The sequence below is a fragment of the Adhaeribacter soli genome, assembly GCF_008727925.1.
In the GTDB taxonomy this organism is placed as follows: domain Bacteria; phylum Bacteroidota; class Bacteroidia; order Cytophagales; family Hymenobacteraceae; genus Adhaeribacter_A; species Adhaeribacter_A soli.
On record NZ_VTWT01000008.1, the window covers coordinates 175,897 to 189,158 of the forward strand.

Annotated in this window: 10 protein-coding genes and 1 pseudogene; 4 read left to right on the top strand and 7 right to left on the bottom strand. The window is 48.8% G+C overall.

The window, feature by feature from the left end:
* Positions 1–2: 2 nt before the first annotated feature.
* The 4 genes and pseudogenes from F0P94_RS15220 to F0P94_RS15235 form a co-directional block, all read right to left on the bottom strand.
* The gene (locus tag F0P94_RS15220) at positions 3–446 is read right to left on the bottom strand and encodes a cytochrome c maturation protein CcmE domain-containing protein (protein WP_150904757.1); all 444 of its coding nucleotides are present in this window, start codon (positions 444–446) and stop codon (positions 3–5) included.
* A gap of 188 nt (positions 447–634) precedes the next feature.
* On the bottom strand, positions 635–871 hold the full coding sequence (locus F0P94_RS15225) for a CcmD family protein (protein ID WP_150904758.1): 237 nt from the start codon (positions 869–871) through the stop codon (positions 635–637).
* A pseudogene (gene ccsA, locus F0P94_RS15230) lies at positions 858–1,526 on the bottom strand (cytochrome c biogenesis protein CcsA); the annotation flags it as partial. The gene F0P94_RS15225 and the pseudogene ccsA, both read right to left, overlap by 14 nt.
* Positions 1,527–1,649: 123 nt before the next feature.
* Entirely contained in the window at positions 1,650–2,318 is a 669-nt protein-coding gene (locus F0P94_RS15235) for a heme exporter protein CcmB (protein ID WP_150904760.1), read from the bottom strand.
* A gap of 718 nt (positions 2,319–3,036) precedes the next feature.
* Between F0P94_RS15235 and F0P94_RS15240 the strand changes: the two genes are divergently transcribed.
* The 4 genes from F0P94_RS15240 (at position 3,037) to F0P94_RS15255 (ending at position 10,226) form a co-directional block, all read left to right on the top strand.
* Positions 3,037–5,844 (top strand): TonB-dependent receptor, encoded by a 2,808-nt coding sequence (locus tag F0P94_RS15240; protein WP_150904761.1) that lies wholly within the window; start codon positions 3,037–3,039, stop codon positions 5,842–5,844.
* Between the two features lie 351 nt (positions 5,845–6,195).
* Positions 6,196–7,545, top strand: a complete 1,350-nt coding sequence (locus F0P94_RS15245) for a T9SS C-terminal target domain-containing protein (RefSeq protein WP_150904762.1) — start codon at positions 6,196–6,198, stop codon at positions 7,543–7,545.
* Between the two features lie 210 nt (positions 7,546–7,755).
* Positions 7,756–8,958, top strand: coding sequence for a glycosyltransferase (locus F0P94_RS15250; protein ID WP_150904763.1), 1,203 nt, complete (start codon positions 7,756–7,758; stop codon positions 8,956–8,958).
* Positions 8,958–10,226: an MATE family efflux transporter gene (locus F0P94_RS15255; protein WP_191907063.1), complete on the top strand. Its 1,269-nt coding sequence runs from the start codon at positions 8,958–8,960 to the stop codon at positions 10,224–10,226. Before F0P94_RS15250 ends, F0P94_RS15255 begins: the two co-directional genes overlap by 1 nt.
* Positions 10,227–10,357: 131 nt before the next feature.
* On the opposite strand, the gene F0P94_RS15260 is transcribed toward F0P94_RS15255, so the two are convergent.
* From F0P94_RS15260 to F0P94_RS15270, 3 genes are all read right to left on the bottom strand, one after another.
* Positions 10,358–10,870, bottom strand: coding sequence for a GNAT family N-acetyltransferase (locus tag F0P94_RS15260; protein WP_150904765.1), 513 nt, complete (start codon positions 10,868–10,870; stop codon positions 10,358–10,360).
* Between the two features lie 134 nt (positions 10,871–11,004).
* On the bottom strand, positions 11,005–12,114 hold the full coding sequence (locus F0P94_RS15265; RefSeq protein WP_150904766.1) for a GNAT family N-acetyltransferase: 1,110 nt from the start codon (positions 12,112–12,114) through the stop codon (positions 11,005–11,007).
* A gap of 1 nt (position 12,115) precedes the next feature.
* Positions 12,116–13,147, bottom strand: a complete 1,032-nt coding sequence (locus F0P94_RS15270) for a polysaccharide deacetylase family protein (RefSeq protein WP_150904767.1) — start codon at positions 13,145–13,147, stop codon at positions 12,116–12,118.
* Positions 13,148–13,262: the final 115 nt, after the last annotated feature.

The following is a 13,262-nucleotide window of genomic DNA, read 5'->3' on the forward strand; positions in this document are numbered from 1 at the left end:
AACTATAAAGCTGCTGTCGCAGGTTTTTTCCCGTCTTCGGCTTTGATTTCGTTTTCGGTGTATTTGGAAGGGCATTTCAACAGGATCTTGTCGGCTACGAACACGTCGTTTTTCATATTGCCGGTAATAACCACCTGTTCTGAACGCTCGAAATCCTGCGGCATCGGGTTGAAGTACACCACTTTCTGTTCGAGCTTGTTTGTATCGGAGAGGATGAAGCTAAAGTAGTTCGGATCTACCAGCGGATCGTATTGCATGCCTACAATATGGCCGGCAGGATCTTTTTTCAGGCGGCCTACCACGTGCACTTTTTTACTGTTGCCGTCTTCGGCCAGTTCCTTCGCTTCTTTAAACGAAACATAGGTGCTGGCATCGCCGGCGGTGGACATGATAATACCAATTGCCAGGGCAATGATCACGATCCCGATAATGTGCGTCTTTTTCATAATGAATTTATACTTTCTGCGCTTGCGCCACTAACAACATAAAGGCGTTATTAATTCAGCAGCGCGACTTTTTTACTCTTTTTTATCTTTAAGAAGAAAGTAGAAGGATAAAAGATTAAGGCCTTTATTCGGGTTAAACCCTATTGTTCTTATCCTTCTACTTTCTTCCTTTTTCTTTCATCGCAGCTTTATCCGCGAACCTGTTTTTCCAGACGGCCAAGTTTGCGATCCAGCATGATCAGGAAAATCAGGATCCCGATCAGGATGATGCACAACACGGCTACCACTACATAAATTTTTCCTTCGGCCCGGAGGGTATCCGCCATTTCGATGGTTTCCGGTCTTTGGGCGAAGGCCGGGTTTACGCCCAGCAGCAGCAAGAGCAGAAATACGGCGCGGGCCACAATATTTTTAAGCGTTTTCATATAAGCGGAATTTAAGATTTTCGAAGCGCACACAAAGCGTTAAGATCCAGATACCTAAGCCGATCCAACCGAGTACAGCCGGGTAAAATACCAGGCGCATGTTGCTGTCCAGGTCGTAAGCGCCAAAGCCGGGGTTGCCGCCGTTGCCGGGGTGCAGGGAATCGGTAAGGCGCGGCAGAATGAACAGCAGGGGAATTAAGGCTACAAAGGCAAAAATGTTGTACACGGCACTGATGCGGGCGCGCTGCTGCTGTTCGGCAAAAGAGCTGCGCAATACCAAGTAAGCAAAATAAATAAGCATACCAATGGCCGCTCCGTTCAGTTTCGGGTCGTTCACCCACCAGTCGCCCCAGGTAAAACGGGCCCAGCACATGCCGGTAAGCAAGCCCAGAATGCCGTACAAAATGCCCACATGCGCTGCTTCCCTGGCTACAATGTCGTTATGGATGGTCGGGTTTTTCAGGTATTTAATGGAATACACCACCGAAATGCCCAGGATCACGATCATGCCAAACCACATCGGCACGTGAAAGTAAAGGTTGCGGATGCTTTCGTTCAGGATCGCCAGCCGCGGCACGTCGCCCAGCAGGCCCATCGTAACCGCATAAAGCAGCAGCAGCACCGTCACGATTTTCCACCAGTTTTTCATTTCGTTGTTCGTTGTTCGTTGTTCGTTGTTCGATTTTTGTCGCTTCCCGAACTCCGGGTTTTACTTTAAATTTAATCTCTTACCTGCGGATAACTAATCACTAATCATTATTCACTAATCACTATCAAACTAGGTTCGCCAGAGGTATGGGAACAGCATATAAGAGGTTGCAATTACAATTACATTAATAGCGCCCAGGGTTCCGAGTTCGTCCATGCTCAGGCTGCGATCCAGGCCGTCTATGGCGTTTTTGGAAAGGCTCATGAGCATTAAAAGCATAGGCGCCATTACCGGAAAACTCAGCACGGCCATTAAGGCGCTGCTGTTGGCGGCTTTGGCGGCAATACCGGAAATAAGCGTAAGCGAGGTAGCAAACCCTAAAGCCCCCAGCAAAATCGAAACGAGGAACATGGGCACATCTTGTACCGGGTTGCCGATAATTACCGCGTAGAAAAGAAAGCAGAGCAGCGCCAGTACCAGCATTAAAGCCGCGTTGTAGGCAATTTTGGCCAGAATAACGCCCTGGGGACTTACCAGACTGTAGAAATACAAGAGGCGACCGCGGTTTTCCTGGGTAAAGCTTTTGGAAATGGCATTCACGGCGGTAAAAAGCAGGATGATCCAGTACAAGGCATTCCAGACCGGAACCTGCAGGCCGCTGAAACGCAAACTGAAGCTCAGGTAACAGATATAAACCGTGCTGCCTACATACAACAGCATTCCGTTGAAGGCATATTTCTGTCTCCACTCCAGAATGAAATCTTTCTGTACCAGGTAAATAACTTCTTTCAGCAACACGTTTTTCAACTTTGTTGCAAAGGTACAACAGAAAAGTTTCGAAAACAGTAAAAACCGTTTTATTCCGGAATGACAATTGTCACTATCCTTTGTTTCTAATCAAACAAAGCAGGTAAGTTTTCCGGACAAAAGACAGGCGTGAAATTCATTGATTTCTGGAGGCTTGGGTTTGCAAAAACAAGAAATTAAACAACAAATACCGAGCTCTTCCGGACATCTTGGTCCGGAAGCTTCCTGGCGGGGACATCCTTGTCCCCGTCTGTATAAACGCGGACGCAGACGTCCGCAGCAGATAGGTTTCGAACAGAGATGTCCGAAACAGCTAAAGCAGTTATAAACTACACTTATAAGAAAGGCGGAGAGTTCGATTTGAGCGGTCAGGTGTAGTTCTAAACTATACCTTCATATTAACTCTTATTGCTATACAAAAACAATAATTAGAGTGTAGTTACCAATTACATTTAGAACCTGCTTGTGGTATACCTTTCCCAGGCTGCCAACTCAGACATTTAAGAAAAAGAACGCTACCATTTCCGCTCCAAAAACTCCAGCCCTTCAACCGCCTACCCGCCATTATGTTTTGTTTTCATACCTGAAAATCAGCTTTTAACAATTCAATAATATTAACAATCCTTTCTTAACTTATTCATAATTTGGGCTTAACAGTGCCGTAAAAGTGCCGCCGTAAGTTTGTATTGAGACTAAAGCAATACTTCTTATGAAAGCAAATCTATTACTAATCTTAGCCTGCATCGGCATTTCCCTGCAAGGGTTTGCCCAAGGCACCGGAACCCTGGCCGGTAAGGTAACAGACAAAAACACGCAAGAACCCGTTATCGGCGCCGTGGTTTTCATTACCGGGTCCAACCGGGGTACCACTACCGACCTGGACGGCAATTACTCCCTGAAACTACAGGAAGGTATTTATAAGATTGCCGTTACTTACATTTCTTACAAGCAAAAAACCTTTGAGAACATCCGGATTGAGCCCGGCAAAACCACCACGCTGAACATCGGCATCGAGGAAGACAACAAGCACCTGAACGCAGTAACCATTGTGGGCACGCGCCAGACCAATACCGAAATGTCGCTGATCTCGGAGCTGAAGGAAAGCGAAATTGTGGTAAGCGGGGTTTCCGGCGAACAGATTGCCAAATCGCTGGACCGCGATGCGGCCGAAACGGTGAAACGCATACCGGGCGTAACGGTGATGAACAACAAATACATCTACATCCGGGGCTTGAGCGAACGCTACAATACCGTGATGCTGAACGATGCGCTTACGCCAAGCACCGAGGTAGATGCCAAAGCCTTTTCCTTCGACATTCTGCCTACGAGCGTGATAGACCGCATTATGATCTACAAAGGCGGCTCGCCGGAACTGCCGGGCGATTTTGGCGGTGGCGTAATTAAGGTTTACACGAAGAACTTCGCCGACGAAAACACCACTACGTTGAATCTTTCGGGCGGCTACCGTTCTGGTACTACCTTCAAAGATTTCAGTTCTTACCAAGGCAGCAATACAGATTTCTTAGGTTTCGACAACGGTTACCGTGCTTTACCGAATTCCTTCCCGACCAAACTTACCAGCCGCACCAGTCCCGAAATGGTAGAGAAACTTGGCCGCGATTTGCCGAACTCCTGGGGCACGAACCTGAACAGCGCCGCGCCGGATCTAAGAATGTCCTTAGGATTGACCCGGGCCATGCGCATCGGGGAAGTGAAGATCAGCAATATTTCCGCGCTTTCTTACAGCAATACCCGTCAGCACATTTCGGTGCAGCGCAACCGCTACTTAGATTACCAACCAGGCCAACCCTTGGAAAGCGAATTCAGCTACGTGGATGAACAATACAACCAGAATGTGCGCTTAGGCTTGATTCATAACTGGGGCATCCGACTGAACAACAACCACAAGATCGAGTTCCGGAATTTATTTAACCAGTTAGGTTCCAGCGAAGTGATCGAACGCAACGGTGTGCAGGAAATTCAGGACAACGATATTAGAAGCACCGCATTACGCTACGAAAGCCGCGGCATTTACTCTGGTCAGCTGCAGGGCACACACAACCTGAACGACGACCAGACCGAACTTACCTGGACCACCGGTTATTCCCGCACCAACCGCAACGAGCCAGATTTCCGCCGCGCCCGCTACCAGCGCACCACCGGCACCAACGACCCTTTCATGCTGTACGTGCCTTATAACCCTGATCCCCAGCAAACCGGCCGGTTCTATTCCGAACTGAAAGAAAACACCTACATGGCCGGTGGCCAGGTAGAGCAGATCCTGGGTGAAAAAGACACTGCCGAAACCGACAACAGCCACAAGATTAAAGTACGTGCCGGTTTCTATGCCGAACACAAGAACCGCGATTTCGATGCCCGCTGGATGTCGTACACCCGGAGCACGAACTTCGACGAATCGATCCGTTCGCTGCCTTTAGGCCAGGTCTTCCAGCCGCAAAACATCAACAACACTACCGGTTTCATTCTGGAAGAAGCCACCAAGCCAACCGACCACTATTCTGCTTCAAGCGACATTTTAGCGGCTTATGTAGGCACTTACATCCCGTTTACTTCCCGCTTTAATTTATCGGGCGGCCTCCGGGTAGAATACAACCGCCTGCAACTGGACACCCGCAAATCGGAAAAGGACATTGTAAAAGTAGACAACCCGACCACCAGTTTCTTACCAAGCCTGAACTTTACCTATAACCTGACGGAGCGCACCATGCTTCGCTTCAACAACAGCATCAGCGTAAACCGGCCGGAATTCCGGGAACTGGCGCCTTTCAGCTACTTCGACTTTCAGCAGTACAGCGAAATCCGGGGAAATGAGAACCTGCAATCGGCTACCATTTACAACACCGACCTCCGCTACGAATTCTACCCCAACCCAACCGAAGCGATTTCCTTCGGCGTGTTTTACAAATACTTTCAAAACCCGATCGAATCGACCATCGAGCCTTCTTCCGAAAACCCGAGCTACACCTTCTCCAACGCCATTTACTCGCAAAACTACGGCGTGGAAACCGAGATCCGGAAATCGCTCTTAGACCTTTTCGAAAACAAACACCTGCAGAATATTTCCCTCGTGCTGAATGCTTCCCTGATAAAATCGGAAGTGAAACTGAACGCTGCCGACGCCGAAGTGCAGGAAGGTTCCCGGCCGATGATGGGCCAGTCGCCTTACATCGTGAATGCCGGCGCTTATTACCAGAACGAGGAAAAGGAATTTGAAGTGAGTTTGCTATATAACGTGATCGGCAAACGGATTTACCTGGTGGGCAATTTCCAGAACCCGACCATTTACGAAATGCCGCGCCACGCCATAGACCTGACTATTTCCAAAAAGATAAACAACCGCTTCGAAGTTAAAGGCGGCATTCAGGACCTGCTGAACCAGAAGGTCCGCATGGTTCAGGACACTGACATGAACGGCAAAATCAACGACATCGACAGCAACATTGCCAGCTACCGCCGCGGCGCTTACACCAGCCTGGGTTTGACTTACAGATTCTAAAAGCACTTTCGGGAATCCCTCCTTGGAGGGTCAAGGGGGAGGTTTTACAATATCAGGTCATCCCGAGCGAAGCCGAGGGAACTTATGGGGGCAGAAGTAAATAAGCTTCACCCTCATTAAAAAGACCTCTGATTCAAATAGACACAACTTTTAATAACGGCTTAATAAGTTCCCTCGGCTTCGCTCGGGATGACGCAATAAGATAAGAAATTAAAAACACCCCTCCGACTCCCCTCAAGGGGAGAGTATCAGATAAATCTCCTGCCCTCCCCCCTCCAAAGGGGGACAGCAAAAACAGTATCAAACTTCAGAAAAAAAACTAAAAGACATTCATTAAACACTCAAAACACAATGGAAAAGACAATGAAAAATTTAGGCAAATTCTTTGTAATGGCTTGTTTAGTAGCATTTACGGCAGCCTGCGGAAAAGACGACGATCAGGGAACGACGGTGGAACCGGGCATCGAGCAACCGGTAGGCACCGAAGAACTTTCCGGCAATATTTCTTCCGACAGAACTTTAAAAGCCAATACCCGCTACGTGCTGAAAGGCTTTGTTTATGTAACCAACAACGCGACTTTAACTATTGAGCCGGGTACTATTATTAAGGGCGATAAAGATACCGACGGCTCGCTGATCGTGGAACGCGGTTCTAAAATTATGGCCGAAGGTACCCGCGAAAAGCCGATCGTATTTACTTCCAACATGCCGAAAGGCCAGCGTAAAGTGGGCGACTGGGGTGGCGTGATCATCCTGGGGAATGCACCGGTAAACCTACCGGGTCAGCCGAAGATCGAAGGCGGCGTGGATCGTCCGTACGGCGGTAGCAATGCGGCGGATAATTCCGGTATTCTGAAATACGTGCGCATCGAGTACAGCGGGATTCCTTTCCAGCCGGGCAATGAAATTAACGGCCTTACTTTGGGCGGCGTGGGTTCCGGAACGGTGATCGATTACGTGCAGGTTTCTTACAACGGCGACGATTCTTTCGAAATGTTCGGGGGTACGGTAAACGCGAAACACTTAATTGCCTACAAAAACGTGGACGACATGTTCGACTCCGACAATGGTTATTCCGGCAAACTGCAGTTCTTACTGGGCGTGAGCGATCCGAAAGTGGCCGACGTTTCCAAATCGAACGGGATTGAAACTGACAACGATTCAAACGGTTCTACCAACCTGCCGCAAACCAAGGCGCAATTCTCGAATGTAAGCCTGATCGGTCCGAAAGCCGATGCCAACACGCAAATAGACGGTAACTTTGGGCAGGGCATTCACTTCAAGAAAAACACCGGCGCGATGGTGCATAACTCGGTAGTTGCCGGATGGCCAATAGCCATTAACCTCGACGGTTCTGGCGTAGTGAACAACGCCAACACCGGAAGCCTGTTCTTTAAAAATGGTTTTATTTCTGGCAACACCCAGAATTTTAAATCGACCGATGCTAACTTCGATTTCAATGCCTGGTTCACAACCCACAACAGCTTTACTAAAACTTCAAACGCGGATCTGAAGCTTGAAAATTCATTCAGACAAACAGGCGCTAACTACCTGCCGGGTTCCGGTTCTGAGTTGCTCAGCGGTGCTGACTTCAATGGTTTAGATTCCTTCTTCGAGCGGGTTTCGTACCGGGGTGCTTTCGGCACTACCGACTGGACCCAGGGCTGGACGAACTTCGATCCGCAAAACACGGACTACTAACAGGTTGAACGCATGGTACATTAGAACAGGGTGAAAATTTTAATGTACGCTACCCGCCAGAGCAGCTTAGTCTCCTGCTCTTTAGGGGAAGCCTCGCTGCAAAGCGGGGCTTTTTGCTTTTTGGGCCGGTTTGCTACCGTTTTGTTAAGTGCCGCATAAATGCGCGAAAACCGTATCTTTGAACGTTAGGAAAGTACCAATTGCCCGAAAATGTCTGTTGCCAAGCGCCGTAAAGTTTTGTTTTTGCCCAAGTGGTACCCCGACCGCAAGCAGGACCAGAACGGCAATTTCATTCAGCAGCACGCCCAGGCCGTAGCGCAATATGCCGATGTGGTGGTACTTTTTGCGAACTACGACGATTTTTCCGGCCCCAACCTGATCCAGTTCGATTTCAAAAAAGACAACGGCATTCCGACTTTATACTTTTATTACAAGCAGCGCATTACCGGCATTTCTTTTATCGATAAACCGCTGAAACTGCTGCTGTACTTTGCCTGCATGATGCGGGGTTACCGCCTCGTTTTGCGTTTGTTCGGCCGGCCCGACCTGCTGCATGTACACGTACTTCTCCGCACCGGTTTATTTGCCTGGTTTAAATGCCTGACCGATAACCTGCCTTATATAATTACCGAACACTGGAGTTTGTATTTACCGCAGAATGCCCACCGGATAAGCTGGCTTCGGCGGAAATTAACAGCCATGATCGTAAAAAGGGCAGCTGCTTTGCATACGGTTTCCGGGAGCCTGCTGCAAGCCATGAATCGCCTGGGTTTCCGCAACAAACGCACGCTCGTGATACCCAACGTAGTGGCTACCGATACTTTTTATCCCGGAAACGCTACCAAAACCGCATCAAAAACCCGTTTCCTGCATGTAGCCGTTTTCAACGAAGAAGCCAAGAATTTAAGCGGACTGCTGCGCACCTTTCAGCAATTAACCGCTCTTAATCCGAATGCGGAACTCCGGATAATTGGTTTTGGGCCGGCCGAAGAACAGCTTAAAAAACTGGCACAGGAATTAGGTTTGCTCAACCAAACGGTATTTTTTGAAGGCAAAAAAGAACCCGGAGAAGTGGCCGCCTACATGCGCGAAAGCGATGCGTTTGTACTCTTCAGCAATTACGAGAATTTGCCCTGCGTTTTAATTGAAGCCCTGGCCAGCGGCTTGCCCGTTATTGCCACCCGGGTGGGCGGCATTGCCGAAATGATCGGTCCGGAACAGGGCATTTTAATTCCACCGCGAGACGAAAAGGCCTTGCTGGAAGCCCTGCAATTTATGTGCGCCCACCACCAGGATTTCTCCAAAGCAGCTTTGCGCCAATACGCGGTTAACAAATTCAGCTACCAGGCCGTGGGATGGCAATTTGCCGATCTGTACGAAACCGTTTTACTTTCGCTTCCAAAACCCGACTGATGTTCGAGAAAATTCTGCACACCTTTACTTCGCGGATTGGCATTGCCGGACTGAATTTCCTGATCGTGATCTTAACGGCGCAGAGCTTGGGCGCTGCCGGTCGCGGGGAGATTAGTTTATTTGTGGCCAACCTGGCGCTGGTGCTGCTGTTTACGGGCATCGTGGGCGGCACCGCATTGGCGTATTTAACACCCCGCACCAACGTTTTTCAGCTCCTTTTGCCGGCTTATGTCTGGTCGGCGGTGGTCAGCGGCCTGGTTACTTTCGTCATTTTCCTGCTGAACCAGGTGCCGGCGGATTATGTCTGGCATTTGTTTGGGTTGGCCTTGCTGCAGAGTTTTTTTACGGTGAATGCTACCGTGTTGCTGGGCAAGGAAAAAGTTAAAGTCTACAACAACTTAACCTTTCTGCAAACCCTGCTTTCCGCCCTGATCCTTGCTTCCGGGTTTCTGCTTTTTTCTACCAAAACCATAGCCTTTTACTTTACCGCTTTGTACGGGGCCTATGGAATTTCTACCCTGCTTAGTTTCATATTCCTGTTTCGGACCGGCGATAAGCCCGACTTTTCCGGCTTCCGCGAAAACGTGGCGCAATTGTTTCGTTTAGGCGCTACGGCGCAGTTTTCTAACATTATTACGTTCCTGAATTACCGACTGGGTTATTACTTTCTGAATACGTTTGCCGATGCCAGAGCAGTGGGGATTTTCTCGGTGGGCGTGGCGCTTTCCGAGGCCCTCTGGATGATCGGAAAAAGTATGGCTACGGTGCAATATTCCGCCTTGGTAAATACGGAAAACCAACAAGCCGGGCAAGCCATGACCATTAAACTAGTGAAGCTGAGTTTTGTCGCTACCTTAACCGCCGTATTGGTATTAAGTGTATTGCCTCCTCCGTTTCTTACCTTTGTATTCGGGAAAGATTTCGTCGGGGTGAAACCGGTTATCTGGGCGCTGGCACCAGGCGTGGTGGCTACCGGTACCGGCATGATCTTCAGCCATTACTTTGCGGGCCGCGGGAATTATAAGATCAATAACTGGGCGGCTCTGGTTGGTCTAGCTTTAACGGTACCGGCCTGCTTGCTTTTAATTCCGGAACTTGGTCCGGTTGGCGCCGGGCTGGCTTCAACGTTTTCCTATATGGCGGCCTTTGTGTTTCTATTTTTGAAATTCCGGCGGGAAAGTGGTTTTAACTTATGGCAGTTGGTGCCGGGGAAGGAGGATTTTGGGCAGGTTTTGCAGTTGCTTCGGAAAGGGAAAACTCAGATGTGATTTCGGGGCTATCAGGGAAACCTGACGCAATATTGTGGGGACAGGTCAAGCCCTGTCCGTACATGGGAAATTGGAAATGGGAATCAAGCTTGAGGTTTGCAAATTCTTTTGCATCAGCTTTCTTTAGAGATTCAGGCGAGGTCAAGCCTTAGTAAAAGATCGTTTTGGGCATCGGAACCGAGCATGAAAACGTGCTGGCCGAATTGCTGAAAGCCGAATTTTCGGTAGAAATCAATTGCTTTCTGGTTGTGCTCCCAGACACCGAGCCAGAGTACTTCAGCCCCACTTTGTTTTGCAAGAGCCAGGCAAAGCTCCAGCAGCGATTTTCCGGCCTGGTGCCCCTGGAATTTCTGCAACACGTAGATCCGCTCCAGTTCAGCTTGTTTTAGATTGGGGAGCGTGGGATTTTGGTTGTTGCTTAATTTGGCGTAGCCCGCGGGTTGTTCATTTACATAGGCCAGCAGAAACGTTACCCCGGGTACTTTCAGTTCTTCCCGGATCCGGGCCAGGGTGAAATTTTCCGCCAGGTAAGCCTTCATGTCGGCTTCGGTGTTTTGCGCGGCGAAGGCTTGGGTAAAGGTTTTCCGGCTTAGCGAAAGCAATACTTCGGCATCGTTTTTTGTAGCTATTCGGAGATTTACCATAACCTGTTTTTAAAAATATCTTTTCAAAAAGCCTTTGTCTCTCTAGATTACGAAAGCTTTCAAAATCAGTATAACTGCTCCTCCCCCTACCCCTCCAAAGGGGGACTTTTCCTCTGCTAGTGCCATTTTACTTTTTAAGTAAAAGCGCAATCGGCGTCGCCATCCTGGATGTTTAGGGTTGGCTGTTGCAATAGCAGCGGTGCAAACTTTTTCGAAATAATGTAATGTCGTTTTAAAGGGTGCAGGTACATAAAAGGCTTCGGATTTTGCTTCAAAAACGCTTCCAGTTCCGGCTGAAAAACGGTCAGTGTCCGTAACTTTCGCTTCAGCATTTCCTGTACAATTATCCGGGTTACTGCCTCCATACTTTCGGCATTCGCATACAGGTAAGGCACTTTCAGATCGTTGCCCCGCACGGCTAAAATCAGGAACGCTTGAAGCTTATTTTTAGTATCCGAAATTTTCAGCGGCAGGAACTCGAATTCCTTATCGAAGGCGGAAAAATGGTAGCGTTTGGCGGTGCCGTCTTCCTTCTCCCAAGGCAGCAGCCACGGATTTTGCAGCAGCCAGTTCAGGTCTTCGGCGGTGCGTTTTTCGAGCTGGTTTTGCTGTCTTGCCTGGATAAATCCAGCAAGCGTTTCGTCGATTTCCGTTACCGTTTCCACCTGGTAATTCATAGTTTCCGCAGCTGGTTTCCAGAAGTTCAGGCGGAGCTCGTTCGGGGTATTCAGCAAAACGTTCGGGACCTTCAAAACCGGTTTAAACGCTTGCAGAAACGGGAATTTTTTTGGCAAAAGTTCGTCTAAATTGAAGCGCAAAAAGCAGCGCAGGCCTTCCGGAATCTTCAGGTCCTGAAACTGGCCGGAACGGTCGTAGAGGCCTTTGGCGGCAGGGGTGAATTCGGTAACCAAAATGCGGTTATCCCAGCGTTCGAGCACTTTGTTCAGCAGTTTTTTAGCGATGCCCTGTCCGCGCACTTCCGGATCCACCCACATGCAACTGAGCCAGCCGGCTTTTTCTTTTTGGTCGTTCAGGTAAATGTAATCGGCAAACACGCCCAGGTAACCTGCCATTCTGCCTTCTACCATAGCCAATACCAGAATTACATCATCTTCGGCAACGCGCGGGTTTTTAATATGCGAAAGCGCGCGATGCCTTGAAATAGGCACAACCGGCATCTTTTCGTATTCTTCCGAGCGAATAAACTGAGCTAAGGTTTTGGGGGTGAACTCGCGTAATTCCATGTCAGCGGCGCGTTATTTTATTTTTCCCGAACGGCGCTTTGGCAAGATAATACAAGTATTCGGTTTTAATTAGTTCTTCGGCTGTTTGCTGGGTACCTTCCATGGGAAAACGCTGCAGATGCTGCGGAAAACTGTCGTGCTTTAATCCGGCCGAACCAAACGTGAGCTGCACTTTATTTTCCTGGTAAACTTCTTCGAAAAATTGTTTCGAAACGCCTTCGTCGGTGAACGGAAAAGCGAACCAGCGATAAGGCAAGCCGAATTTTTCGGTAATAAAATCTACGCTTTTTAATGTTTGCTCCAGTTGCTCTTCCAAAGAAACCGTGCGGTATTCCGGGTGGGTATGGGAGTGTGCGCCAATGTAAAAACCTTGCTTTATGAGATCTTCGGTTTGGGCGGTGGTTAAATAAGGCTTTTCCGTTTGCAGGTATTGCTGTAAATCTACTTCCAGAATTTGAGCGAGCTCAGGCAGTATTTCTCTGGAGTTGAAATTAATGACCAGCAGGCTGTTCTTCAGTTCGCCTTCCTTTAGCAGGTTTTGCTCCAGCAGCTTTTGCGCTACCAGTTTCCTTGCTGAATTGCTTACTGTTTTCTGTTCAAGTTTATTGATGAGCACGCTGGCCTGATAGCGGTAGAAAAGGGCCTGATTGTCGTGGAAAGCGGAATTGAGGAAGAAAGCTGCGGGTACGCCTTTTTCTTTCAGGATGGGCGCCACTACGTCGTAAATTTCCCGCAGGCCATCGTCGAAGGTTAGGAAGAAACCGGGCTTTTGCAGGCTTTTTCCTTCCAGAACGATAGCGTTCAGTCCTTCCAAACCCAAAGGCTGAAAATGGCGCAGGAGGTAATCGAGGTCCTGGCGGAAAAGCGTTTCGTTACGGGTCTGGTAGAGGTGCTTTATGTGCGGGGGCGCCTGGTTGCATACCAGATGGTACACCGGCAGGAACAGCTTTTGGTCGCTTACATGAATAAGCTGCGGCAGCGAAACGGCTCCGGAAACGGACTTTAGCAGGTGTTTGGTATAGCGCTTTAGCACAGGGAGATCTGGAAATAAATCTCACAGGTCTTGAAGACCTGTGAGGTTTTGTGGTTGTGGCTTTGCGGTTGCTGGTGTTTTTAACAACAACTTGTAATTTGAAATGAATTACGGG

Coding starts and splice junctions, on each gene's coding strand:
- F0P94_RS15255 (WP_191907063.1), top strand. CDS start 8,958: ATGTTCGAGAAAATTCTGCACACCTTTACTTCGCGGATTGGCATTGCC.
- F0P94_RS15245 (WP_150904762.1), top strand. CDS start 6,196: ATGGAAAAGACAATGAAAAATTTAGGCAAATTCTTTGTAATGGCTTGT.
- F0P94_RS15240 (WP_150904761.1), top strand. CDS start 3,037: ATGAAAGCAAATCTATTACTAATCTTAGCCTGCATCGGCATTTCCCTG.
- F0P94_RS15260 (WP_150904765.1), bottom strand. CDS start 10,870: ATGGTAAATCTCCGAATAGCTACAAAAAACGATGCCGAAGTATTGCTT.
- F0P94_RS15220 (WP_150904757.1), bottom strand. CDS start 446: ATGAAAAAGACGCACATTATCGGGATCGTGATCATTGCCCTGGCAATT.
- F0P94_RS15265 (WP_150904766.1), bottom strand. CDS start 12,114: ATGGAATTACGCGAGTTCACCCCCAAAACCTTAGCTCAGTTTATTCGC.
- F0P94_RS15250 (WP_150904763.1), top strand. CDS start 7,756: ATGTCTGTTGCCAAGCGCCGTAAAGTTTTGTTTTTGCCCAAGTGGTAC.
- F0P94_RS15225 (WP_150904758.1), bottom strand. CDS start 871: ATGAAAACGCTTAAAAATATTGTGGCCCGCGCCGTATTTCTGCTCTTG.